This is a genomic window from Escherichia sp. MOD1-EC5189, from assembly GCF_002966045.1.
Taxonomy (GTDB): Bacteria; Pseudomonadota; Gammaproteobacteria; order Enterobacterales; family Enterobacteriaceae; genus Escherichia; species Escherichia coli_F.
The window spans coordinates 42839-66708 of the sequence record NZ_PTRX01000009.1 but is presented as its reverse complement, the minus strand read 5'-3'; the positions used below and the strand labels follow the sequence as shown (position 1 = coordinate 66708).

The window sequence follows — 23870 nt, the reverse complement described above, 5'->3', positions numbered from 1 at the left end:
CACCGTATTAACAGGAAACCGCTTCCACTTCTAATAAGGCCAGATCTTTTTTGCGTAATACCAGGCTCACTCGACGGGTTTCGATATGAATGGGGTCGCCAAGTGGAGCGACGCGCACCACATTAAAAGAGGAGCCAGGTAACATGCCAAGAGAAAGCAGTTTTTGGCGATATGCCGGGCTGATTTCACGGGAAAAGCCAGTGATTTTCCACGCAGTATCTGGAGTGTATTGCATAGGTGCCTACTTGTTTCTCATTAACTGGATAACTACCTCATGGGGCGTTTGACAGCGACATGAGACCAGATGATTTGCCAACGAAGGAGAGATTAAATAATCAACAACACAATGATAATGAGAATGGTTTCTATCAGCAATACTTAAAATGTGTGCGAATGTTGGTTTAGATAATAATCTGCGTGAATGTTGATGTGGCTCAAGGTTATATCGCAGCGAAAATATAATTCGAATGGCGAATTATCAGGGCGGGTTAATGTTTAATTAAGGTTTCAGTTGTTAATGAAGTGATAAATATTGACGAAATATAGTGTGAGTTTCGTTGTGGAATAAAAATGCCGGAGATATTCTCCGGCATTTTTATGTCAGGCATGGCGTTTATTGCCAGATGCGGCGTGAACGCCTTATCTGGCCTACGATCTTGTGCAAATTCGAACCGTAGGCCAATCAGGAGGTTTAACGTTTTTTGCCCATTGCCGCCGCCAGCGCATCCATCATCGCGCTGTTACCGGCAGGCTGCGCTTCACGACCGCGTGGTTTGGCTGCCGGGCGGTTGTTTTGCGGACGTTCATTACCGCCGCCGCGACGGGCGTTGGTTTCGCCAGGCTGCTCGTCCAGACGCATAGTCAGGGCGATACGTTTACGCTGAAGATCCACTTCCAGCACTTTCACCTTCACAATGTCGCCCGCTTTCACCACGGTATGCGGATCTTCCACAAACTTGTTCGACAATGAAGAGATGTGAACCAGGCCGTCCTGATGCACGCCAATATCGACAAACGCGCCAAAGTTGGTGACGTTGGTCACCGCACCTTCGAGGATCATACCCGGTTGCAGGTCGTTCATTGTCTCGACGCCATCGGCAAACTGGGCGGTTTTAAATTCCGGACGCGGATCGCGACCTGGTTTTTCCAGCTCTTTGATGATGTCGGTTACCGTCGGCACACCGAATTTCTCATCAGTAAAGTCAGACGCTTTCAGGTTACGCAGTTCGCTGCTGTTACCCATCAGATCTTTCAGTGCCTGCTGTGTTGCTGCCAGAATGCGTTCCACCACCGGATAGGCTTCCGGGTGAACAGTAGAGGCATCCAGCGGGTTGTCACCGTGGTTAATGCGCAAGAAGCCTGCGCACTGCTCGAAGGCTTTCGGCCCCAGACGGCTGACTTTCAGCAGTTGCTGGCGGTTCTGGAACTGGCCGTTCTCATCGCGCCAGGCCACAATGTTTTGCGCCATCATGCGCGTCAGGCCAGCCACGCGAGTTAACAGCGGAACAGAAGCGGTATTGAGATCGACGCCAACGGCGTTTACGCAGTCTTCTACTACTGCATCCAGTTTGCGGGCCAGTTGCGTCTGGCTGACGTCATGCTGATATTGACCTACGCCGATAGATTTCGGATCGATTTTCACCAACTCCGCCAGCGGATCCTGCAAACGACGGGCGATAGACACCGCGCCACGCAGCGAAACGTCGAGATCCGGGAACTCCTGCGCCGCCAGTTCGGAAGCCGAGTAAACCGACGCGCCTGCTTCGCTGACGATCACTTTCTGCGCGGTCACTTTCGGGAACTGCTTCTGCACGTCGAGATAGAAACGCTCAGTTTCGCGGGAAGCCGTACCGTTACCGATTGCCACCAGTTCAACGTTATGTTTTTCACACAAGGCAGCAACGGTCATCGCTGCTTTTGCGGCTTGTCCGGTGTGCGGGTAAATGGTGTCGGTCGCCACCAGTTTACCCGTCGCATCGACTACCGCCACTTTTACCCCAGTACGCAGACCCGGATCGAGGCCCATCGTTGCACGCAGTCCGGCAGGGGCCGCCATCAGAAGATCGTGCAGGTTACGGGCAAAGACGTTGATTGCTTCATCTTCCGCGCGTTCACGCACTGTGCCCATTAGTTCGGTTTCCAGGTGCATCAGCACCTTGATGCGCCAGGTCCAGCTCACCACGCCTTTGCGCCAGCTATCCGCCGGGGCATTGTTCAGGCGCAGACCGAGGTGATCCATGATGATTTGCTCGCAATAGCTCTCTTTTGGCGGTTCGTCGAACTGCGGATCGGCATTTAGCGAAAGCTGGAGTACGCCTTCGTTACGCCCACGGAACATCGCCAGCGCGCGGTGAGAAGGCACCGTTGACAGCGGTTCGTGATGATCGAAATAGTCGCGGAATTTCGCCCCTTCCTCTTCTTTACCGTTCACCACCGTAGAAACCAAATGCGCGTTCTTCCACAGATAATCACGCACTTTCGCCAGCAGCGCGGCATCTTCGGCAAACCGTTCCATCAGGATATAGCGCGCGCCGTCCAGCGCGGCTTTGGTATCTGCTACGCCTTTATCGGCATCAACATATTGTGCAGCGGCGACTTCTGGCGTGTGCGACGGCTCGTTCCACAGTAGGTCGGCCAACGGCTCAAGCCCTGCTTCAATGGCGATTTGCCCGCGGGTGCGGCGTTTAGGTTTGTAGGGCAGGTAGAGGTCTTCGAGTTCGGTTTTACTTAAGGTGGCGTTGATAGCATTCGCCAGCTCGTCGGTCAGTTTGCCTTGCTCGGAAATGGACTTGAGGATCGCCTGACGTCTCTCTTCCAGCTCGCGCAAATAGCTCAGACGCGTTTCCAGATTACGCAACTGCGTGTCATCCAGACCGCCGGTGATTTCCTTACGATAACGTGCGATAAACGGCACGGTATTCCCTTCGTCAAGCAGGCGTACGGCAGCGTCAACCTGTTCCGGGCGCGCCTGAATTTCACCCGCAATAATGCGGCAGAACGAATCATTCATCATGGTTTGAGTTCATCTTTTCGGATCAAAAATCAGGGGATAGTTATACGGACTGGCTGGCAAAAATGCCAGCCATCGGCAGGAGGTTAAGACTCTTCCTTACGGTTTCACGTACTCGATAGCATTAACATACCAGCTCGCTTCCCCGGCAGGGGTATTGACCACTGCCAGATCGCCCACCTCTTTTTTCAGCAATGCGCGGGCCATCGGGGAATCGATAGAGATGTAATCTTTACGGCCAAAAATTTCATCGTAGCCGACAATACGGAAACGGTGAGTCACGCCATCGTCGTTTTCAATCTCCACCCACGCGCCAAAAAAGACTTTGCCTTCCTGCTGCGGGGAGTAATCGACGATTTTGAGATTTTCCATGCATTTAGTGAGATAGCGCACGCGACGGTCGATTTCACGCAGGCGCTTTTTATTATACTGATAGTCAGCATTTTCGCTGCGGTCGCCCAGACTTGCGGCCCAGGTCACTTTCTTTGTGACCTCCGGGCGTTCTTCACGCCAGAGATAATTTAGCTCTTGTTTGAGTTTTTCATACCCTTCCCGGGTAACCAGGGGCGTTTTCATCTCGTTGATTCCCTTTGTCTGTTTGATAATGCGCACATTGGGTATAACGTGATCATATCAACAGAATCAATAATGTTTCGCCGAATAAATTGTATACTTAAGCTGCTGTTTAATATGCTTTGTAACAATTTAGGCTGAAATTCATACCAGATTTAGCTGGTGACGAACGTAAGCTTTTTTAAGAATACACGCTTACAAATTGTTGCGAACCTTTGGGAGTACAAAGAATGCAAGAGAACTACAAGATTCTGGTGGTCGATGACGACATGCGCCTGCGTGCGCTGCTGGAACGTTATCTCACCGAACAAGGCTTCCAGGTTCGAAGCGTCGCTAATGCAGAACAGATGGATCGCCTGCTGACTCGTGAATCTTTCCATCTTATGGTACTGGATTTGATGTTACCTGGTGAAGATGGCTTGTCGATTTGCCGACGTCTTCGTAGCCAGAGCAACCCGATGCCGATCATTATGGTGACGGCGAAAGGGGAAGAAGTGGACCGTATCGTTGGTCTGGAGATTGGCGCTGACGACTACATTCCAAAACCGTTTAACCCGCGTGAACTGCTGGCCCGCATTCGTGCGGTGCTGCGTCGTCAGGCGAACGAACTGCCGGGTGCGCCGTCACAGGAAGAGGCGGTAATTGCTTTCGGTAAGTTCAAACTCAACCTCGGGACGCGTGAAATGTTCCGTGAAGATGAGCCAATGCCGCTCACCAGCGGTGAGTTTGCGGTACTGAAGGCGCTGGTTAGCCATCCGCGTGAGCCGCTCTCCCGCGATAAGCTGATGAACCTTGCCCGTGGTCGTGAATACTCCGCAATGGAACGTTCCATCGACGTGCAGATCTCGCGTCTGCGCCGCATGGTGGAAGAAGATCCAGCGCATCCGCGTTACATTCAGACCGTTTGGGGTCTGGGCTACGTTTTCGTGCCGGACGGTTCTAAAGCATGAGGCGATTGCGCTTCTCGCCACGAAGTTCATTTGCCCGTACGTTATTGCTCATCGTCACCTTGCTGTTCGTCAGCCTGGTGACGACTTATCTGGTGGTGCTGAACTTCGCGATTTTGCCGAGCCTCCAGCAGTTTAATAAAGTCCTGGCATACGAAGTGCGTATGTTGATGACCGACAAACTGCAACTGGAGGACGGCACGCAGTTGGTTGTGCCTCCCGCTTTCCGTCGGGAGATCTACCGTGAGCTGGGGATCTCTCTCTATTCCAACGAAGCTGCCGAAGAGGCAGGGCTGCGTTGGGCGCAACACTATGAATTCTTAAGCCATCAGATGGCGCAACAACTGGGCGGCCCGACGGAAGTACGCGTTGAGGTCAACAAAAGCTCGCCTGTCGTCTGGCTGAAAACCTGGCTGTCGCCCAATATCTGGGTACGCGTGCCGCTGACCGAAATTCATCAGGGCGATTTCTCCCCGCTGTTCCGCTATACGTTGGCGATTATGCTATTGGCGATAGGTGGGGCGTGGCTATTTATTCGTATCCAGAACCGACCGTTGGTCGATCTCGAACACGCTGCCTTGCAGGTGGGTAAGGGGATTATTCCGCCGCCGCTGCGTGAGTATGGCGCTTCGGAGGTGCGTTCCGTTACCCGCGCCTTTAACCATATGGCGGCTGGTGTTAAGCAACTGGCGGATGACCGCACGTTGCTGATGGCAGGGGTAAGCCACGACTTGCGCACGCCGCTGACACGTATTCGTCTGGCGACCGAGATGATGAGCGAGCAGGATGGCTACCTGGCAGAATCGATCAATAAAGATATCGAAGAGTGCAATGCCATCATTGAACAGTTTATCGACTACCTGCGCACCGGGCAGGAGATGCCGATGGAAATGGCGGATCTCAACGCAGTGCTCGGTGAGGTGATTGCTGCCGAAAGTGGCTATGAGCGGGAAATTGAAACCGCGCTTTACCCCGGCAGCATTGAAGTGAAAATGCACCCGCTGTCGATCAAACGCGCGGTGGCGAATATGGTGGTGAACGCTGCTCGTTACGGCAATGGCTGGATCAAAGTCAGCAGCGGCACGGAGCCGAATCGCGCCTGGTTCCAGGTGGAAGACGACGGTCCGGGAATTGCGCCGGAACAGCGTAAGCACTTGTTCCAGCCGTTTGTCCGCGGCGACAGTGCGCGCACCATTAGCGGCACGGGATTAGGCCTGGCAATTGTGCAGCGTATCGTGGATAACCATAACGGCATGCTGGAGCTTGGCACCAGCGAACGGGGTGGGCTTTCCATTCGCGCCTGGCTGCCAATGCCGGTAACGCGGGCGCAGGGCACGACAAAAGAAGGGTAAATAAAACGGGAGGAGAAGGAGCCTCCTGTTTTATTTTGTGCACTCAGTATCTACTGAATGAATACGGTTTCAGACACCGGCACCATACGAAGTAAAGTGTACTGTAAGCTGATTGCAGGCGAGCGTATCCTGATTAGTAAAAGCACACTAAAGGAATAGCTTGATGCAACTTACCAACGAAGAACAAGCACAGATTGCTCGTATAAAAGAAAAAATCCCACGCATTGCCGCACTGGATCCTGAATGTAAGTTATTCGGTTCTGAAGGTTGGAAATATCAATGGCCGAAGCCTGCCAGCGAGGCGGAAATAGCTTCCTGGGAGAAAAAACATAGCGTCACTTTGCCTCGGGAATATCGAATTTTTCTTCGCTATATCGCTAATGGCGGTCCGGCACATGCCTACGGTCTTGAATCTTTAGGCGGTACAGATATTTATGGCGATATAACAAAAGAAAGCCCTGTACCGCTTTATATGACGCAGCAGGATGTTGATGTGTTGAATGCTGGCCGTACAGAAGATGATGAAGAATATAGTTTTTTTGACGGCGCATTGACCATTCTCACCCTGGGATGTACTTATGATATTTGCCTGGTGGTGACGGGGCAGTATCGCGGAAGGTTAATGCTGACTGATGGTGATGAAGATTATCCGTTTGATTTTATATATGATAAAAATTTCCTCAACTGGTATGAACGCTGGCTGGACGATTTTATTGCTGGCATGAGTATGAAGGGTTTCGATAGAAGTTTGCCAGGAACGCAAATTCAACTGCGTGAGTGGTTTTTAACTGAGAAAATCCCGGACTTACGTAGATCCATTTTATTCTCGCTATGCCGTTTTCCACAGATAGAACCCGAAACTTTTGCCCTTTGGGAACATGTTTGCCGCACAGAGAATGATAAAGAATTGTGTGAAGAGGCATTCATAAGATTACGCCAAAAAAAAGTTTCTTGTGCTGCAGATATTTTTCGACTCTATTTTACAATGCCAGATGAATTACGTGATATTGCTATTAAAGATCTCCGTTTTGCCTGTAGAGATAGTGTGGTGAATATTGAGGATTATATTCATTCACTGTTAATAATAATGCCTGAACTTGACGATGACACTCTATCCTCAGCTGTCTTTGCTATACGAGAAATAGAGTATAATAAATATGATACTTTTCTGCCGCTTCTCGAACGTATCACTGATGACCGTCAGCAAACATTATTGTGGGCGATGAGTAAGGCGCCTGATTTCAATGAAAGCCGAGGATTCGTTGAGTTGGTATTACCGCTTTTTGCATCATCAAAGATGGAGAATGTAAGGAAGGCTATTTTGTTGCTCATTGAAGTTAAAGATAATCGTATTCCACCATTGGTTGATGAAGCTGCAACTCGTTTCCCTGAACTGACCATTTTACGAGAAAACTACTATCTCAGGACGTGGGGACATAAGCCATAAATTAATGGTTCAGAAATGATCTAACGCGGAGAAAAATATGATCAGGGAACATATTCAGCAAGCGATAAATAATAGGTTAGCATTTGATGGCCCATTCAATGTTGTTCCTGAACCTGCAAGCACTGCGTTTGATAGCCGGATCCCGACATTGAAAAACGGTGTCTGGCAGAAGGCCAGCCCTATGTTGCAGGCGCGTTTTGCACATTGTGGACGTTGGTTAAGCGCTACACATGGAAGCTGGCTAAGTATAAGTGACATGGAAACGCTTTGGCAGGAACACATAGAAGATACGTTTCTTGATGAAATCAAAATGAATGCTGTAGCTTCAAGTGATAATTGGGATAACCATGCCTTGGGACTATTTCGTTCTCATCGCCTGTCACTTTTTGCCGGTAGTGATTACAGTTATGAAATGGTTTTTCTCCTTTGGCTAGATAGTACCGTTGAGCCAGAGGTCTGGGTTTATGACTGCAATGGGGAATCACGTTATAAAGATCTTAATGATTACCTGAATGCATATATTAATGATGACGTAAGCGCCTGTGAGCGCTCCTGGCGAGTAGAATGAATAGCCCCCCTTGCCCCTTTGATCCACAAACCGCACATTACCTCGGCACAGTGCAAATCCACTACACCCAAACCGCCTTCAACGCTGCCGTTAAGCATTATACCTGTTACATTAAAAAGCGTTTTAAAGGGTTTAAATGGGGAATTCGAACCGCTGGCTTATTGGCTATACTGCCCATGATCCCACAATGGTTGAAACCTTCTCATGACTTTAAACTCAACGCAATCAGTACGTTAATTCTTCTATTAATGTTGCCACTCCTCTTATCAATGTTCCTGTTAATCAGCAGAAGAATTAACGATTTTAAGTCAAAAACAAAGCAAGTTACTTTTACGAAACCCGTGCGTTATGCGTTTTATTTCGAGGGGATTGTTTTTTATGAATCTCATCAGCAGGGCATACTTCGCTGGGAAGATTTTTATAGCATTGAGTATGAAGAAGATTATTTGTGGCTTTTTCTGCATTTACCGAAGAGTTGGCCCAGAGAAGCGACGAAAGCGTTTTGCGATATTTTCATTCCCACCAGCGCGATAAAAGCGCAGCCTGAACTGGATACGTTTTTTCGTGAAACACGCCACTCGCTGGATTATCTGTTTGTCCCGTTTAATTCTGACAGAAAATAAAAAATCCCCCGTATCTGGTGAAACGGGGGATTTCGTCGCTTAACTTATCGGATTACAGTTTTGGACCAGCCGCTACCAGCGCGGCACCCGCAGGGGTGTCGGTGTATTTATCGAAGTTGTCGATAAACAGTTTCGCCAGCGTTTCAGCTTTTTCCTGCCACTGTTCCGGAGAAGCGTAGGTGTTACGCGGATCGAGGATCTTAGTGTCTACGCCCGGCAGTTCAGTCGGGATCGCCAGGTTAAACATCGGCAGAGTGAAGGTTTCTGCGTTATCCAGCGAACCGTTGAGGATAGCGTCGATAATGGCGCGGGTATCTTTAATGGAGATACGTTTGCCAGTACCGTTCCAGCCAGTGTTAACCAGATATGCCTGCGCACCCGCCGCTTGCATACGTTTCACCAGCACTTCTGCGTACTGAGTTGGGTGCAGCGACAGGAACGCCGCGCCGAAGCAAGCGGAGAAGGTTGGCGTCGGTTCGGTGATGCCACGTTCAGTACCGGCCAGTTTGGCGGTGAAGCCAGAGAGGAAGTGGTACTGAGTTTGATCGGCAGTCAGGCGAGAAACCGGCGGCAGCACACCAAAGGCGTCTGCGGTCAGGAAGATAACTTTAGTTGCGTGGCCCGCTTTGGAAACCGGTTTAACGATGTTATCGATGTGATAGATCGGATAAGAAACGCGGGTGTTCTCGGTTTTTGAACCATCGTCAAAATCGATAGTGCCATCTTCACGTACGGTGACGTTTTCCAGCAGCGCATCGCGACGGATAGCGTTGTAGATTTCAGGTTCCGCTTCTTTCGACAGCTTGATGGTTTTCGCGTAGCAGCCGCCTTCGAAGTTAAACACGCCATCGTCATCCCAGCCGTGCTCGTCATCGCCAATCAGGCGACGTTTCGGGTCGGTGGAAAGGGTGGTTTTACCGGTGCCGGAAAGACCAAAGAACACCGCAACATCGCCTTTCTCGCCAACGTTGGCGGAGCAGTGCATAGAAGCGATGCCTTTCAGCGGCAGCAGGTAGTTCATCATTGAGAACATCCCTTTCTTCATTTCGCCGCCGTACCAGGTGCCACCAATCAGCTGCATGCGCTCGGTCAGGTTAAACGCCACGAAGTTTTCGGAGTTCAGACCCTGTTCTTTCCACTGCGGGTTAGTGCATTTTGCGCCGTTCATAACGATAAAGTCAGGTTTAAAACCAGCCAGCTCTTCATCGCTCGGGCGAATAAACATGTTTTTGACAAAATGCGCCTGCCAGGCCACTTCGGTGATGAAACGGACGGAAAGACGCGTGTCTGGGTTCGCACCACAGAAAGCGTCGACAACGAACAGACGTTTACCGGAAAGCTGTTTGGTCACCAGGCCCTTCAGATGCTGCCAGGTTTCCGGAGAGAGAGGTTTGTTGTCGTTCTTACCTTTGCCTTTATCAGCCCACCAGAAGGTATCGCGAGTGGTATCGTCACGGACGATATATTTATCTTTTGGTGAGCGACCGGTGAATATACCGGTATCGACGGCAACGGCACCCAGATTAGTTAACACCCCGCGCTCATAACCTGTCAGGCTCGGATCGAGCTCTTCCTGATACAGCAGGTCGTAGCTTGGGTTGTAAACGATATCATGTACGTCACTGATACCATAAGCCTCGAGTTCTTGCGGGGTCAAACCATTGTTAACGCGCATTTCACTGCTCCTTAGCCAATATGTATTGCCTGAATAGTAAAGTCTTTTTGGGGGTGTTAACCGCGACAAGGCTCATAGATTTACGTATCTGGAGAAATTCATATTTGACAAAAAACTCCGTGATTCCTGTCACGAAACGGTTGCTATTATCGCAGAAATAGCATTTTAGGTGTGGAAAATGTTCTTAAAAGGTTAAATCTTGGTTTATATGGCGGGAATATTGTGAGTGGAACCGCATTCCTGAATGAAATTGATGCAAATTCAATCAGTAAAGTATCGATTCACCACGCTAACTTTTTTTGATTATTTTCTGAAAAAAGCAAAATAGTACTGCCCGGATGCGATAATTAATCCACCTTTTGATTCTGGATAACTAACATGGATAACGTTGAACTTTCACCCGCAACACGCTGGGGAATGATTGCTACCGGATTACTTCAGGGACTGGTTTGTTACCTGCTGATCGCCTGGCTTGCCGGAAAAAATCTCAGTTGGATTGTTTATGGCGTGCCTGCGACCGTCGCGTTTTCATCCGTTTTACTCTTCTCCGTGATCTCCTTTAAACAGAAGCGCCTTTGGGGATGGCTGGCGCTGGTGTTTATTGCCACGCTGGGAATGAGCGGCTGGCTGAAGTGGCAAACTGATGGCATGAACCCCTGGAGAGCTGAAAAGGCGCTTTGGGATTTTGGTTGCTATCTGCTGCTGATGGCAATGTTGTTGCTACCGTGGATACAACAAAGCCTTCGCATCCGCAATGACAGTAGCCGCTATCGCTATTTTTACCAGTCAGTATGGCATAACGTACTTATATTACTGGTGATTTTTCTCGCCAATGGCCTGACGTGGCTGGTACTTTTACTGTGGGGCGAGTTGTTTAAACTTGTTGGCATCACGTTTTTCAAAACGCTCTTTTTTGCAACCGACTGGTTTATTTATCTCACGTTAGGTCTGGTTACCGCACTGGCGGTGATCCTCGCGCGTACACAGTCACGTTTAATCGACTCTATTCAAAAGTTGTTCACGTTAATCGCCACGGGGTTGCTGCCGTTAGTATCATTGCTAACCCTGATGTTTATCATCACCCTGCCGTTTACGGGCCTGAGCGCGATTTCTCGCCACATCTCCGCCGCCGGGTTGCTGTTGACGCTGGTCTTTTTGCAATTGATTTTAATGGCTATTGTCCGCGATCCGCAAAAAGCGTCACTTCCCTGGACGGGGCCGTTGCGTTGCCTGATTAAAACCGCTCTGCTGGCTGCTCCGCTGTATGTGTTCGTCGCCGCCTGGGCGTTATGGCTGCGGGTCGCTCAGTACGGCTGGACTGTCGACCGCTTGCAGGGCGCGCTGGCGGTGCTGGTGTTACTGGTATGGTCGCTGGGGTATTTTGTCAGTATCGTCTGGCGTAAAGGGCAAAACCCTCTTGTTCTTCAGGGCAAAGTGAACCTTGCGGTTTCGTTATTGGTGTTGGTAATACTGGTGCTTCTTAATTCGCCGGTGCTGGATAGTATGCGCATTAGTGTGAACAGTCATATGGCACGTTATCAGAGCGGCAAGAACACGCCAGATCAGGTAAGTCTCTACATGCTCGAACAGAACGGTCGCTATGGACGTGCGGCGCTTGAGTCGCTGAAAAGCGATGCCGAGTATATGAAAGACCCGAAACGCGCACGGGATCTGCTGATGACGTTAGATGGAGAGCAACATCTTCAGGAACAGGTATCGGAAAAAGTATTAGCCGAAAATGTGTTAATTGCCCCAGGCTCTGGCAAACCGGATACGGCATTCTGGTCGGCCTTAATCCAGGATCGCTATAACGTGATGACCTGTATTGAAAAAGACGCCTGCGTACTGGTCGAGCAAGATCTGAATAGTGATGGTCAGGTGGAGCGGATCCTGTTTGCTTTTAATGATGACAGAGTCATTGTCTATGGCTTTGACCCGGCCAGAAAAGAATGGGACGCGCTTGATATGAGTTTACTTCCGCGCCAAATAACGAAAGAAAAATTACTCGCTGCTGCGAAGGATGGAAAACTGGGGACGAAGCCTAAAGCATGGTGTGATCTGACGGTAGATGGTGAAACGCTGGAAATAAACCTAAGTAAGTGACAATGCGTATTTGATTTTTTATCGGATACGACGCTTTATCTTACCAACAATAACTTGCGAATTATTGCGTAGGCCTGGTAAGCGCAGCGCATCAGGCCATTACGTCGTAAAATCCGGCAGAGCACTCTCTGCCGGACATACTCATTAATGAACTTGCGGATCTGCCGGAGACGCGTTGTTGCGGATTTCAGCAATATCCATCGCATTGAACAGATAGTGGTTACCGCAGTAATCACAATGCATGTCAATTTCGCCTTCTTCCGCCAGAATGCTATCCACTTCTTCATCCGGCAGTGTTTTTAGCGCGTCGGCGCAACGTTCACGCGAACAGGTGCATTTGAACTCCACATCCTGCGGATCGTAAACCGTCACCTCTTCTTCGTGATACAAACGCCACAACACTTCGTTTGCCGGTAAGGTCAGCAGTTCTTCAGTTTTGATGGTTTCGGTTAGCGTTGCCAGGTGGTCAAAGTCGTCCTGCTGGGCATTTTGCGCAGGCATTACCTGCAACAACATACCGCCTGCAGCCGGTTTGCCGTCTACGTCGCCGGTGCGAATAAACAGGCGCGTCGGCAGCTGTTCAGAACGCATAAAGTAATCTTCCAGGCAGGCCGCCAGGGTATCACCTTCCAGACCCACCACGCCCTGATAGCGTTCACCTTCGCTCGGGGTGATGGTGATCACCACGTAACCATTGCCCACTAGCGTTTTCAGGTCGGCATTTTCTGGAATTTCGCCCTGCACGCGCGCCACACCGCGCATCTGCTGGTTGTTGTTACCGTTAATAACCGCCAGATTCATCGGTCCGTCGCCTTGCAGTTGTACGGTGATATCACCATCAAACTTCAGCGTAGCGGTTAACAGGCTGGTCGCAACCAGCAGTTCTGCCAGCACGTTTTTAACGGGCTGCGGATAATCGTGATTCTCAAGGATCTGTTGCAGGGTTTCCGAAACGGTTACCAGTTCGCCGCGAACGGCAAAGTTTTCAAACAGATAGCGATGTAATTGGTCATGTTGCGGCATAATCATCTCTCTTGCAGGTGACAGTTATTCACTGTCGCCGTGTTTAAATCGTAACAGGTCGCGGCGCTCTTTTTTGTCCGGGCGTCGGTCCGGGTGCGGCATGGTTAAGGCATTAAGTTTACGTGCCAGCGCCATTTTTTCGCGTTTCTCTACACTTTCTGCAGTCTCTTCATACAGCAAGACTGCCTCGCTGGCGGGGCGACGCTGTTCAGTAATCGCCTTTACAATCACCGTTCGTTCGTCATTTCCCTGGCGCAGAGTGAGCGTGGCATTCAGCTCGACGATTTTGCTTGGCTTGCTGCGCTGCCCGTTGTAGTGCACCTTACCGCCTTCGATCATTTCGCGGGCCAGCGCGCGGGTTTTATAAAAACGGGCGGCCCATAGCCATTTATCCAGTCGAACCTCAACAGCAGGTTTTTCTTTCATGGCGTCTCCTTCACATTAGCGAGGGGATCAGGCGGCGGTAGTCATTCAGTGACGGATGGTGCTGATACTGTTTCTCGGCAATCCCGGAGTCAGGATTAGTCACGCCGAGGCAGTAACGAATACCAAATTGTGCGGCAGCATCGAGAATCGCTTCGCTGTCATCAATAAACAGCGTTCTTTCAGCTTTCAGACCCGTAGCTTCGGCCACCGCATGCCATAACCGCTGATCCTCTTTCGGATAACCAAATGTGTGGGTGGAAAGTAATAAATCAAGGTGTGCGTCCAGACCGGTATGCTCAAGTTTTACCGCCAGGTTATGCGGATGAGCATTGGTGAGCAAAATTCGCTGCTTACCACTGGCTTTCAGTGCCTCAAGAAACGGAATGGTATCTTCACGCAGTACGGCACGCGGTCCCATCTCGGTGGTCATCGCACAGATATCCAGACCCAGTTGCTCACTCCAGTAATCAAGACAGTACCAGTTTAGCGTATGCTGCACGTCGTGATATTGCTGGCGCATATAGTCCATCGCTTCCTGTGGTGTGACCCCGTTTTTCGCCCCCCATGTTTCAGGCACCAGCTTTTGCCAGAAATAGTTATCGAAGGCGAGGTCGAGCAACGTGCCGTCCATATCCAGCAGAACGGTATCTACGTCCTGCCAGGCAATGTTGATATGCATGAGAGAAATCTCCAGAGTGAAGCAATTTGCGCGACAGGGTAGCATAACCTGCCGCGCAAACGTGTTATTCGATAAGGCTTTCTGAAGGGGTGATCAGTTGCGGGTTCAGGCAGCTTTCATAATAGGCCTGAATCTCCATCATGCGAGTGCGATGACGCTGGTAACGACGCCAGGCCTGTACGCCATTGTAAATGGCGCTACCCAGCATCGTCAGTAGCAGCAGTGTGGTGCTGAGATAGCGCCACAGACCGGAACGATCCGGGATCGGATGAAGGCCAATATGCTGCGTACCATTGGCGTCAGTGAAGATTTTTGTGACGATACCCTCGGCGTTAAACGGCGTATGCATTAACATTTGCGCCAGTTTCTGGAAAGCGTTCCACTGTTCTTGCGGCGGGTAGTCGTAAAGTGATGTTGAAGGCCAGGGTTGATCAACAAAATCGCTGCCTTCGTCGCTGACAATCAGGAATCCGCCGGGGGCCGGACTGTTTAGTGATTGTGCCGCTCGCGCCGTTTCATGCGTGATAAACGGCGCGGTGGAAGTTGCCACCAGGTTATCCAACGATTCCGCACTCACCGGGCGTAATAACACATTCACGCCATCGAGTTTCCCGGCGTTAGCGCGTTTAACCAGCGCGTCCCAGTCTTTACTGTTGCCGAGATTGACCAGCGCATTTTTCAGTCGCACACAGTCATCTTTGGCAGAACAAAGATCCGCTGTCTTCAGTACGATATCGCCAAAATCATCAAGCAATACCATACCGGATTTTTGAATTGCTGAACGTAATGAGGCGCTGACGCGAGATTCATCTTCCGGCTTTGGATGTAACTGGCGGTTAACTGCTTCGGTCAATGCCGTCGCTTTGTTGACCAGTTCAGATTCCGGTAATGGTAATGAACGGGCGTCATTCCAGATGATCTGCGAGCAGTCAAACGGTAAAAAAGGTGAATTGGTTTTCGCGCTCCAGGTACCGGAAGTGCGAATATTACACATTCCCGTACCGCTAATACGCAATGTATCGCCAACCCGCACGCCAGCGTCAGCCAGTTGTTTCACGCTGGTGGCTTCAATGGTCTGCGCGCCTTTCATCCACGAGAGGGTGAATTTCAGCGGCATATCCAGCGGGATCCAGAATAACAGCATAAACAGCACCAGTAGCGAGCCCGCAGCGATAATCGTACTGCGCAGCCAGTGCTGTAACGGAAAGTTTTTTACTTCATCATGCAGCGAAAGATATCGCCCCTGACGCACTACGTGGCGGTCGAGATAGATATCGATATCGGTTTGTTGACCGAGATCCTGAGCAATGTAGGGCTGCCAGTGTGCGGGATAGACCAGGTCGATAATACCGAGTGAAATATTGTTGATCTGTTCCTGATCGTTTTCGCCAAACAATCCCCAACGACGGGGTGTACCGCGCAGACAATGAATTTCCCGCAGGGAGGATTTTGCCGGGGGCGCGAATAGCCCCCACAGTCCTGCGCCCAGCAGCAGTAACGCGCCGCCTGCCAGCCACGGAACAAATACATCCGGGGTAATCAGGCAGAAAAAGAACATCAGGAAGGAGGCGACAATCAGCAACGCTTCGCGCAGCCCGCGCGGACGACTTAGCGCATACTCTTCGTGCGTTTCTTTGCGAATATTGAGTAGCTCGATTTGCTCACTCTCTTCCCCGCGAATAGACGCCTGTGTTGACGGAACAGGTTGCAAGGCATAGCCGCGAGTTTCCTGTATGTACTCCTGCAGCGTATGACCGTTGAGTGAAATAACCAGCGGCAGCGAATCGGTATGAATCAGTTCAACGGTATTCTCATCGTTGATGTACTGCTCCCAGAAAGGGGGCAGGTGGACTTCTACCGAATCGAGGTAGTAACGCCATTTATTCGGATCGTCGGTAGAGATGCCGTAACGCGTGATAGCGTGTGTCAGCATCATGACGTTGTTGCTTTCGGCATTCAGCGCCAGAGAGACCGGTGCCGCGCTGGCTCCCGTTGGGCCAGGCACCTGTAATACCTGCGTCAGGCTCTCAAGATAATTTTCAACGGCGCTACGTTCTTCAGGTGTGAGTTTGCGCGTTTGCGCGTCTGCGAAAGCGTTGGTCCAGGGCAGTTGACGCCGTCTGGATCGCACTTTTATCAGCCATCCCGCAAGTAGTGAGCAGGCCAGCAAAGCAGCTAAAAAAATCACAATGGTGCTCATGCTTTCCCCATCTTACTTAGTCTGTCAGGCGTGGTCAGTCGCACCGGACACAATACATGATTCTGCGGTTGGCTATCGGCAAGCGTGGAGTTTAACTTGAGCATCATTAAGCACATCACAGTAACCGCTGATCATAGCAAACCCTCTGAAGGCGGAATATCAGCAAATTCCTGGAGTTATTTCAACCTATTGACTTTTAATTTGATTTGAGGATGATTATTTAATAAGTTACATAAATGTAAATAACATGCAATTCACATTGCCGAAAGCGTGTCCGATATCGCACAATAACCGCTGATTTCACAGCATAGATCCCACGATGAGCAAATCATTACAAAAACCCACCATTCTGAATGTTGAAACTGTAGCCCGTTCACGACTGTTTACCGTCGAAAGCGTGGATCTGGAGTTCAGCAATGGCGTGCGGCGTGTTTATGAACGAATGCGTCCAACCAACCGGGAAGCGGTGATGATTGTGCCGATTGTGGACGATCACCTGATCCTGATCCGCGAATACGCAGTGGGAACGGAATCCTACGAATTAGGTTTTTCGAAAGGATTAATTGATCCGGGTGAAAGCGTCTACGAAGCCGCTAACCGCGAGCTAAAAGAAGAGGTTGGATTTGGTGCGAACGATCTGACTTTTTTGAAGAAGCTCAGCATGGCACCGTCTTACTTTTCCAGCAAAATGAATATCGTGGTAGCGCAAGATCTCTATCCGGAATCGCTGGAAGGCGATGAGCCAGAGCCGCTACCACAGGTGCGCTGGCCGCTGGCGCATATGATGGATTTGCTGGAAGATCCTGACTTCAACGAAGCACGTAATGTCAGCGCACTGTTCCTCGTGCGCGAGTGGTTGAAGGAGCAGGGGCGAGTGTAAATGCGTGAAGTTTGCCTGATGCACAATGCTTATCAGGCCTGCGCGGCTCCTGCAATATATTGATTTTTCTCGATGTTGCCAGACGGATAACGTGTTCACGCCGTATCCGGTATAAATAAAGTGACACTTTGTCAGCAAACTGAAAAAGGCGCCGAAGCGCCTTTTTAATCAGAACAATTCCTGTGCCTCGCCATTATCGATAATGGTCGTTCCCACCTCGTGCACCGCCTGTTGTGTTGGCTGTGTACCTTCGATGAAATACTCTTCGCGGCTGTTGCCACCATTAGCTAACTGCCCGGTGCTGCGATCGATATTCACCGTCACAATACCCGGCGGCGGCGTCAGCGGCTGTTCCGGCACGCCTTCAAGAACGGCTTTCATATAAGCGTCCCATGCAGGCTGGGCACTCTTGGCACCGCCTTCGTAACCTGAGATCTGATCTTTAATCGCTCCGGAAGCCGTTGTATGACCGAGATTACGGCGGTGATCATCAAAGCCAATCCAAACCGAGGTCACAACGCCCGGACCGTAACCCGAGAACCACGCATCTTTCGAACTGTTAGTGGTACCCGTTTTTCCGCCGATATCATGCCGTTGTAAATCACGACCTGCTCGCCAGCCGGTACCCTGCCAGCCTGGCTCACCAAAAATATTGGTGTTCAGGGCGCTCTTAATCAGGAATGCCAGCGGAGTGTTGATGACGTGCGGTGCGTACTCCTGCGCGCCAGTCTTCGCGACTAACGCCTGATTCGCCTGCTCCAGCTGCGGCATTGGTACAGAAGCATTCTGCTGCTCGCGGGAGATAGCGACATCTTCAACATCGTTATTTTCCAGCACGTTCGATTTCTGCGTATCACCGTAAATCACCGGAATATCGCATTCCGGGCAGGCTACTTTCGGTTTCGCTTCGAAAATCACGCCGCCCTGATCGTTTTCAATTTTGCTGATAAACCACGGGTCCACCAGGAAGCCGCCGTTCGCCATTACCGCGTAGCCGCGCGCCACCTGCATTGGGGTGAAGGACGCTGAACCCAGCGCCAGCGATTCGGTGTGGACAATGTTTTGCGCCGGGAAGCCGAAGCGTTGCAGATATTCTGCAGCGTAGTCGACGCCCATCGCCCGCATTGCGCGTACCATCACCACGTTTTTCGACTGGCCCAGTCCCTGACGTAAGCGAATTGGACCGGCATACTGTGGTGGTGAGTTCTTCGGCTGCCAGTCAGAACCGGCACCTGCATCCCAGCGGGAAATTGGCACATCGTTCAACATACTTGCCAGCGTCAGACCTTTATCCATCGCCGCGGTGTAGAGGAACGGTTTGATGTTGGAACCTACCTGACGCAGTGCCTGGGTGGCGCGGTTAAACTTGCTCTGATTGAAATCAAAGCCACCGACCAGCGCCATAACGGCACCGTTTTGCGGATTGATCGACACCAGCGCCGAGTTCACTTCCGGCACTTGTGCAAGCCACCATGCATCGCCAACCTGACGAACCCAGATTTGCTGACCCGTTTGCAGAACATCGGTCACTTTACGCGGCGTCGGTCCCTGCTGAGTATCCGAACGGTAAGGACGCGCCCAGCGAACGCCTTCCATACTCAATGCGACGGTCGACCCGTCCGCCAGCATCGCCGTCGCTTCCTGAGGATTGGCGCTGGTGACTGCGGCAGGCAGCAGCGGACCATAGGTCGGCAGCGCCTTCAGCGTATCGGTAATCTTGTTGTTATCCCACGCCGATTCGCCCACTTTCCACAGCACATTTGCCGGGCCGCGATAGCCGTGGCGCATGTCGTAGTCCAGCACGTTATTACGTACTGCCTGCTGTGCGGCCTGCTGTACTTTGCGGGTGATGGTGGTGTAAATGCGATAACCGTCTTCATAGGCACTTTCGCCATAACGGTTATACATCTCCTGGCGCACCATTTCGCTCAGGTACGGCGCAGAGAAAGCAATCTCCGGCGCGTGATAGTTAGCGTTAATCGCCTCAGTGCGTGTCTGATCGAACTGTTGTTGGGTGATATACCCTTCATCCAGCATCCGCGACAGTACGACGTTACGCCGCGCGACGGCACGATCCATTGAGTAGAGCGGATTAAAGGTGGAAGGCGCTTTCGGCAGCCCGGCTATCACCGCCATTTCGTTCAGCGTCAGTTGGTCGACCGTTTTACCGAAATAGACTTGTGCCGCAGCACCGACACCATAGGCGCGGTAACCGAGGTAAATCTTGTTCAGATAAAGCTCGAGGATCTCGTCTTTCGTCAGCAACTGTTCAATGCGAATCGCGAGGAAGACTTCCTTAATCTTACGCATCAGCGTGCGTTCTGGACTGAGGAAGAAGTTTCTCGCCAGCTGCTGGGTAATGGTACTCGCCCCTTGTGACGCGTGGCCGGAGAACAGCGCCACACTTGCCGCACGGAAGATCCCCACCGGGTCAACGCCGTGATGCTCGTAGAAGCGGCTGTCTTCCGTCGCGATAAAGGCTTTCACCATCTCCGGCGGGATTTGATCCAACGTAACCGGAATACGACGTTTCTCACCGTATTGAGCAATCAGCTCGCCATCGGCGCTGTAAATCTGCATCGGAATTTGCAGGCGAACATCTTTTAATGTCGCCACATCCGGCAGTTGTGGCTCGATGTAGCGGTATAGGCCATAAATCGAGCCTGCTCCCAGCAGAATGCAACAGACTGCAAGGATCAAAAAATACTTTACGAACTTCACTGGAAATTTCCCATTTAGTTTCATTTGGGCAGTTTATAAACAAACGCGCGGTAGTATAAAGGCAAGCCAGACGCATTGATATACCCGTCAGAGTGACGGGTGATAAGGAGATCATCACAATGGCATTTAAGATCTGGCAAATTGGCTTGCATTTACAACAGCAAGAAGCGGTGGCGGTTGCGATCGTGCGGGGCGCAAAAGAATGCTTTTTGCAACGCTGGTGGCGGTTGCCGCTGGCGAACGACATAATCAAAGATGGGCGGATTGTCGATGCACAGCGGCTGGCTAAAACGTTGTTACCGTGGAGTCGCGAACTGCCGCAGCGTCATCACATTATGTTGGCGTTTCCCGCCAGTCGCACATTACAGCGGTCATTTCCGCGCCCGTCGATGTCCCTTGGTGAGCGGGAGCAAACGGCCTGGCTGTCCGGGACGATGGCCCGCGAGCTGGATATGGATCCGGACTCCCTGCGCTTCGATTACAGCGAAGACTCACTCAGTCCCGCCTATAACGTGACTGCCGCGCAAAGCAAAGAGCTGGCAACGCTGCTTACTTTGGCAGAAAGGTTGCGTGTTCATGTTAGTGCGATCACCCCGGATGCCAGTGCATTACAGCGATTCCTGCCTTTTTTACCTTCTCATCAGCAATGTCTGGCCTGGCGTGATAACGAACAGTGGCTGTGGGCGACGCGCTATAGCTGGGGGCGCAAACTGGCGGTGGGGATGACTAGCGCGAAGGAGCTGGCGGCAGCGTTATCCGTTGATCCCGAAAGCGTCGCGCTATGTGGCGAAGGCGGATTTGACCCGTGGGAGGCGGTTTCTGTTCGTCAGCCGCCGCTACCGCCGCCAGGTGGAGACTTTGCCATCGCGCTGGGGCTGGCGCTAGGGAAGGCGTACTGATGAACCCGCCAATTAATTTTTTGCCCTGGCGACAGCAACGCCGGACCGCTTTTCTTCGTTTCTGGTTGCTGATGTTCGTTGCGCCTCTGCTGCTGACCGTCGGGATAACGCTAATATTGCGTCTGACAAGCAACGCCGAAGCTCGCGTAGATGCCGTTTTGCTTCAGGCGGAACAACAACTCGCCCACAGCTTACAAATAACGAAACCACGTTTGCTGGAGCGCCAACAAATTCGTGAGCAGCGTTTGCAAAGGCAGCGCCAGCGACAATTTACCCGTGACTGGCAATCTGCGCTGGAAGCACTGGCGGCGCTTTTACCCGAGCACGCCTGGCTGACAACGATAAGCTGGCAGCAGGGAACGCTGGAGATCAAGGGGCTAACAACAAGCATTACCGCGTTAAACGCGCTGGAAACGTCACTCCGCCAGGATGCTTCTTTTCATCTCAATCAGCGGGGGGCCACGCAGCAGGATGCGCAGGGACGCTGGCAATTTGAGTATCAGTTAACAAGGAAGGTTAGCGATGGACATGCTCTTTGACTGGTGGTTCGCCACATCACCCCGCCTCCGCCAGCTTTGCTGGGCATTCTGGTTGATGATGTTAGTTACGCTCATTTTTCTGTCATCGACACACCAGGAAGAGAGCGACGCATTAATTCGACTACGGGCAAGTCATTACCAGCAGTGGACCGCACTGTATCGCCAGGTAAACACCACTCCCTTCAGCGAGGAAAAAACGCAGCCCTTTTCGCCACTGGATTTTCAGTTATCCGGCGCGCAACTGGTTTACTGGCATCCATCCGCGCAGGGAGGTGAGTTGGCGTTGAAAACGCTGTGGGAAGCAGTGCCGTCGGCATTTACACGGCTGGCAGAGCGCAACGTCAGCGTGAGCCGTTTTTCGTTAAGCGTGGAAGGTGATGACCTTTTGTTCACGCTACAACTGGAGACGCCGCATGAGGGTTAAACGCTGGTTGTTAGCAGGCATTGCATTGTGCCTTTTAACCGGTATGCGTGACCCTTTTAAACCGCCGGAAGATCTATGCCGGATTAGCGAACTTAGCCAGTGGCGCTATCAGGGGATGGTAGGGCGAGGCGAGCGCATCATCGGTGTAATAAAAGATGGGCAAAAAAAATGGCGACGGGTGCAGCAAAACGATGTGCTGGAAAACGGCTGGACGATCTTACAGCTAACGCCAGACGCACTAACGCTGGGAACCGGGACAAACTGCGAACCGCCACAATGGTTGTGGCAACGGCAAGGAGATACAAATGAAGCAATGGATAGCCGCACTACTGTTGATGCTGATACCCGGCGTACAGGCGGCAAAGCCGCAAAAAGTGACGCTGATGGTGGATGACGTTCCGGTAGCTCAGGTGTTGCAGGCGCTGGCTGAACAGGAGAAGTTGAACCTGGTGGTGTCGCCAGACGTCAGCGGTACGGTGTCGTTACATCTAACAGATGTTCCCTGGAAGCAAGCACTACAAACTGTAGTGAAAAGCGCCGGACTGATAACGCGTCAGGAGGGCAACATTCTCTCGGTGCATTCCGTTGCCTGGCAGAATGACAATATCGCCCGTCAGGAGGCGGAGCAGGCGCGGGCGCAGGCAAATCTGCCGCTGGAAAATCGCAGTATAACCCTGCAATACGCCGACGCGGGAGAACTGGCGAAAGCGGGGGAGAAGCTACTGAGTGCCAAAGGGAGTATGACCGTCGATAAACGCACCAATCGCCTTTTACTGCGAGATAACAAAGCGGCGTTAAGCGCGCTTGAACAGTGGGTAGCGCAAATGGATCTGCCGGTCGGGCAGGTTGAGCTGTCGGCGCATATTGTCACCATTAATGAAAAAAGTTTGCGTGAGTTAGGCGTGAAATGGACGTTGGCTGATGCGCAACAAGCTGGTGGCGTTGGGCAAGTCACCACGCTTGGCAGCGACCTCTCCGTAGCGACGGCGACAACGCATGTCGGTTTTAACATTGGACGCATCAACGGACGTTTACTGGATCTTGAGCTTTCCGCGCTCGAACAAAAACAGCAGCTGGATATTATCGCCAGTCCGCGTTTGCTGGCCTCACATCTTCAGCCTGCCAGCATTAAACAGGGGAGCGAAATTCCATATCAGGTTTCCAGCGGGGAAAGTGGCGCGACGTCGGTGGAATTTAAAGAGGCCGTCCTGGGGATGGAAGTTACGCCCACGGTGTTACAAAAAGGTCGCATCCGGCTGAAATTACACATCAGCCAGAACGTTCCGGGGCAGGTGCTACAGCAGGCCGATGGCGAAGTGCTGGCGATTGATAAGCAGGAGATCGAAACGCAGGTCGAGGTCAAAAGCGGAGAAACGTTGGCGCTGGGTGGCATTTTTACCCGTAAAAATAAATCGGGTCAGGATAGCGTACCGTTGCTTGGCGACATTCCCTGGTTCGGGCAATTATTTCGTCATGACGGAAAAGAAGATGAACGACGCGAGTTAGTGGTGTTTATCACGCCACGACTGGTTTCCAGTGAGTAAACAGCCGTAAAAGCGGTAATGTTTTTACGCTGAACGTGTTTCATCTATTTGACGCGCGCAGGTATTTAGCATACAAGGAGTACCGATTTGAGAGTTGGTGCTCTTCGCTGCCTGCGTTCCATGATGATGATTTATCATTCAGGCGGCATTTTGCTGTCTTTTTTACGCTAATCTTACCCGGTGATTTATCGCCAGAGCGGTGGTAGCAAGGCAGCGCGCTTGCAGCGACCAGATATG

General features: G+C 51.4%; 21 protein-coding genes. 12 read left to right on the top strand and 9 right to left on the bottom strand.

All coding sequences use genetic code 11. From position 1 onward, the window contains the following. Positions 1-7: 7 nt before the first annotated feature. From feoA to greB, 3 genes are all read right to left on the bottom strand, one after another. Entirely contained in the window at positions 8-235 is a 228-nt protein-coding gene (gene feoA, locus ATB02_RS10235) for a ferrous iron transporter A (RefSeq protein WP_001200455.1), read from the bottom strand. A 456-nt stretch (positions 236-691) separates the two neighbouring features. Beyond that, positions 692-3013, bottom strand: a complete 2322-nt coding sequence (locus ATB02_RS10225; RefSeq protein WP_105271514.1) for a Tex family protein — start codon at positions 3011-3013, stop codon at positions 692-694. 96 nt (positions 3014-3109) lie between these two features. Beyond that, positions 3110-3586 carry a transcription elongation factor GreB gene (gene greB, locus ATB02_RS10220; RefSeq protein WP_000856744.1) on the bottom strand — a complete coding sequence of 159 codons (477 nt, stop codon included), beginning with the start codon at positions 3584-3586 and terminating at the stop codon, positions 3110-3112. A gap of 227 nt (positions 3587-3813) precedes the next feature. Between greB and ompR the strand changes: the two genes are divergently transcribed. The 5 genes from ompR (at position 3814) to ATB02_RS10190 (ending at position 8520) form a co-directional block, all read left to right on the top strand. Further along, on the top strand, positions 3814-4533 hold the full coding sequence (gene ompR / locus ATB02_RS10210) for an osmolarity response regulator transcription factor OmpR (protein ID WP_001157751.1): 720 nt from the start codon (positions 3814-3816) through the stop codon (positions 4531-4533). Further along, on the top strand, positions 4530-5882 hold the full coding sequence (gene envZ / locus ATB02_RS10205) for a two-component system sensor histidine kinase EnvZ (RefSeq protein WP_001253705.1): 1353 nt from the start codon (positions 4530-4532) through the stop codon (positions 5880-5882). Before ompR ends, envZ begins: the two co-directional genes overlap by 4 nt. Before the next feature lie 163 nt (positions 5883-6045). Then, complete coding sequence (locus ATB02_RS10200) at positions 6046-7329, top strand: SMI1/KNR4 family protein (RefSeq protein WP_105271513.1); 1284 nt, start codon at positions 6046-6048, stop codon at positions 7327-7329. Positions 7330-7366: 37 nt separating this feature from the next. Further along, positions 7367-7897 carry a hypothetical protein gene (locus tag ATB02_RS10195; protein WP_000617565.1) on the top strand — a complete coding sequence of 177 codons (531 nt, stop codon included), beginning with the start codon at positions 7367-7369 and terminating at the stop codon, positions 7895-7897. Next, positions 7894-8520 (top strand): hypothetical protein, encoded by a 627-nt coding sequence (locus ATB02_RS10190; protein WP_105271512.1) that lies wholly within the window; start codon positions 7894-7896, stop codon positions 8518-8520. The genes ATB02_RS10195 and ATB02_RS10190 overlap by 4 nt, the downstream gene beginning before the upstream one ends. 52 nt (positions 8521-8572) lie before the next feature. Here ATB02_RS10190 and pckA read toward each other — a convergent pair whose 3' ends face one another. Continuing rightward, positions 8573-10195, bottom strand: coding sequence for a phosphoenolpyruvate carboxykinase (ATP) (pckA, locus tag ATB02_RS10185; protein WP_001298201.1), 1623 nt, complete (start codon positions 10193-10195; stop codon positions 8573-8575). Positions 10196-10573: 378 nt separating this feature from the next. On the opposite strand from pckA, the gene ATB02_RS10175 reads away from it, so the two are divergent. Next, complete coding sequence (locus ATB02_RS10175; RefSeq protein ID WP_105271510.1) at positions 10574-12298, top strand: DUF4153 domain-containing protein; 1725 nt, start codon at positions 10574-10576, stop codon at positions 12296-12298. 144 nt (positions 12299-12442) lie between these two features. Here the strand turns inward: ATB02_RS10175 and hslO are convergent, their stop codons facing one another. The 4 genes from hslO to igaA all read right to left on the bottom strand — a co-directional run bounded on the left by hslO (position 12443) and on the right by igaA (position 16626). Beyond that, positions 12443-13321: an Hsp33 family molecular chaperone HslO gene (hslO, locus tag ATB02_RS10170; RefSeq protein WP_024211926.1), complete on the bottom strand. Its 879-nt coding sequence runs from the start codon at positions 13319-13321 to the stop codon at positions 12443-12445. Between the two features lie 24 nt (positions 13322-13345). Next, complete coding sequence (gene hslR, locus ATB02_RS10165; RefSeq protein ID WP_000660487.1) at positions 13346-13747, bottom strand: ribosome-associated heat shock protein Hsp15; 402 nt, start codon at positions 13745-13747, stop codon at positions 13346-13348. A gap of 10 nt (positions 13748-13757) precedes the next feature. After that, positions 13758-14426, bottom strand: a complete 669-nt coding sequence (gene yrfG, locus ATB02_RS10160) for a GMP/IMP nucleotidase (RefSeq protein WP_001353628.1) — start codon at positions 14424-14426, stop codon at positions 13758-13760. A 64-nt stretch (positions 14427-14490) separates the two neighbouring features. Then, positions 14491-16626, bottom strand: a complete 2136-nt coding sequence (gene igaA / locus ATB02_RS10155) for an intracellular growth attenuator protein IgaA (RefSeq protein ID WP_105271509.1) — start codon at positions 16624-16626, stop codon at positions 14491-14493. A gap of 319 nt (positions 16627-16945) precedes the next feature. Here igaA and nudE point away from each other — a divergent pair, with 319 nt between their 5' ends. Then, on the top strand, positions 16946-17506 hold the full coding sequence (gene nudE, locus ATB02_RS10150; RefSeq protein WP_000045742.1) for an ADP compounds hydrolase NudE: 561 nt from the start codon (positions 16946-16948) through the stop codon (positions 17504-17506). 168 nt (positions 17507-17674) lie between these two features. On the opposite strand, the gene mrcA is transcribed toward nudE, so the two are convergent. Further along, complete coding sequence (gene mrcA / locus ATB02_RS10145) at positions 17675-20227, bottom strand: peptidoglycan glycosyltransferase/peptidoglycan DD-transpeptidase MrcA (RefSeq protein ID WP_105271508.1); 2553 nt, start codon at positions 20225-20227, stop codon at positions 17675-17677. A gap of 119 nt (positions 20228-20346) precedes the next feature. On the opposite strand from mrcA, the gene hofM reads away from it, so the two are divergent. From hofM to hofQ, 5 genes are read left to right on the top strand one after another with little or no spacing between them, the layout of a single operon-like run. Then, the gene (gene hofM, locus ATB02_RS10140) at positions 20347-21126 is read left to right on the top strand and encodes a DNA utilization protein HofM (protein WP_001354999.1); all 780 of its coding nucleotides are present in this window, start codon (positions 20347-20349) and stop codon (positions 21124-21126) included. Beyond that, complete coding sequence (hofN, locus tag ATB02_RS10135) at positions 21126-21665, top strand: DNA utilization protein HofN (protein WP_039020609.1); 540 nt, start codon at positions 21126-21128, stop codon at positions 21663-21665. Before hofM ends, hofN begins: the two co-directional genes overlap by 1 nt. Further along, positions 21649-22089 carry a DNA utilization protein HofO gene (gene hofO / locus ATB02_RS10130; protein ID WP_032303915.1) on the top strand — a complete coding sequence of 147 codons (441 nt, stop codon included), beginning with the start codon at positions 21649-21651 and terminating at the stop codon, positions 22087-22089. The genes hofN and hofO overlap by 17 nt, the downstream gene beginning before the upstream one ends. Then, the gene (gene hofP / locus ATB02_RS10125) at positions 22079-22483 is read left to right on the top strand and encodes a DNA utilization protein HofP (protein WP_001264139.1); all 405 of its coding nucleotides are present in this window, start codon (positions 22079-22081) and stop codon (positions 22481-22483) included. Before hofO ends, hofP begins: the two co-directional genes overlap by 11 nt. Further along, the gene (hofQ, locus tag ATB02_RS10120; protein WP_000815999.1) at positions 22395-23633 is read left to right on the top strand and encodes a DNA uptake porin HofQ; all 1239 of its coding nucleotides are present in this window, start codon (positions 22395-22397) and stop codon (positions 23631-23633) included. Before hofP ends, hofQ begins: the two co-directional genes overlap by 89 nt. The last annotated feature ends 237 nt before the right edge of the window (positions 23634-23870 follow it).

What these genes read in the sequence shown, in the direction of transcription:
- feoA (WP_001200455.1), bottom strand. Translation starts at nt 235, where the DNA reads ATGCAATACACTCCAGATACTGCGTGGAAAATCACTGGCTTTTCCCGT.
- ATB02_RS10225 (WP_105271514.1), bottom strand. Translation starts at nt 3,013, where the DNA reads ATGATGAATGATTCGTTCTGCCGCATTATTGCGGGTGAAATTCAGGCG.
- greB (WP_000856744.1), bottom strand. Translation starts at nt 3,586, where the DNA reads ATGAAAACGCCCCTGGTTACCCGGGAAGGGTATGAAAAACTCAAACAA.
- ompR (WP_001157751.1), top strand. Translation starts at nt 3,814, where the DNA reads ATGCAAGAGAACTACAAGATTCTGGTGGTCGATGACGACATGCGCCTG.
- envZ (WP_001253705.1), top strand. Translation starts at nt 4,530, where the DNA reads ATGAGGCGATTGCGCTTCTCGCCACGAAGTTCATTTGCCCGTACGTTA.
- ATB02_RS10200 (WP_105271513.1), top strand. Translation starts at nt 6,046, where the DNA reads ATGCAACTTACCAACGAAGAACAAGCACAGATTGCTCGTATAAAAGAA.
- ATB02_RS10195 (WP_000617565.1), top strand. Translation starts at nt 7,367, where the DNA reads ATGATCAGGGAACATATTCAGCAAGCGATAAATAATAGGTTAGCATTT.
- ATB02_RS10190 (WP_105271512.1), top strand. Translation starts at nt 7,894, where the DNA reads ATGAATAGCCCCCCTTGCCCCTTTGATCCACAAACCGCACATTACCTC.
- pckA (WP_001298201.1), bottom strand. Translation starts at nt 10,195, where the DNA reads ATGCGCGTTAACAATGGTTTGACCCCGCAAGAACTCGAGGCTTATGGT.
- ATB02_RS10175 (WP_105271510.1), top strand. Translation starts at nt 10,574, where the DNA reads ATGGATAACGTTGAACTTTCACCCGCAACACGCTGGGGAATGATTGCT.
- hslO (WP_024211926.1), bottom strand. Translation starts at nt 13,321, where the DNA reads ATGCCGCAACATGACCAATTACATCGCTATCTGTTTGAAAACTTTGCC.
- hslR (WP_000660487.1), bottom strand. Translation starts at nt 13,747, where the DNA reads ATGAAAGAAAAACCTGCTGTTGAGGTTCGACTGGATAAATGGCTATGG.
- yrfG (WP_001353628.1), bottom strand. Translation starts at nt 14,426, where the DNA reads ATGCATATCAACATTGCCTGGCAGGACGTAGATACCGTTCTGCTGGAT.
- igaA (WP_105271509.1), bottom strand. Translation starts at nt 16,626, where the DNA reads ATGAGCACCATTGTGATTTTTTTAGCTGCTTTGCTGGCCTGCTCACTA.
- nudE (WP_000045742.1), top strand. Translation starts at nt 16,946, where the DNA reads ATGAGCAAATCATTACAAAAACCCACCATTCTGAATGTTGAAACTGTA.
- hofM (WP_001354999.1), top strand. Translation starts at nt 20,347, where the DNA reads ATGGCATTTAAGATCTGGCAAATTGGCTTGCATTTACAACAGCAAGAA.
- hofN (WP_039020609.1), top strand. Translation starts at nt 21,126, where the DNA reads ATGAACCCGCCAATTAATTTTTTGCCCTGGCGACAGCAACGCCGGACC.
- hofO (WP_032303915.1), top strand. Translation starts at nt 21,649, where the DNA reads ATGGACATGCTCTTTGACTGGTGGTTCGCCACATCACCCCGCCTCCGC.
- hofP (WP_001264139.1), top strand. Translation starts at nt 22,079, where the DNA reads ATGAGGGTTAAACGCTGGTTGTTAGCAGGCATTGCATTGTGCCTTTTA.
- hofQ (WP_000815999.1), top strand. Translation starts at nt 22,395, where the DNA reads ATGAAGCAATGGATAGCCGCACTACTGTTGATGCTGATACCCGGCGTA.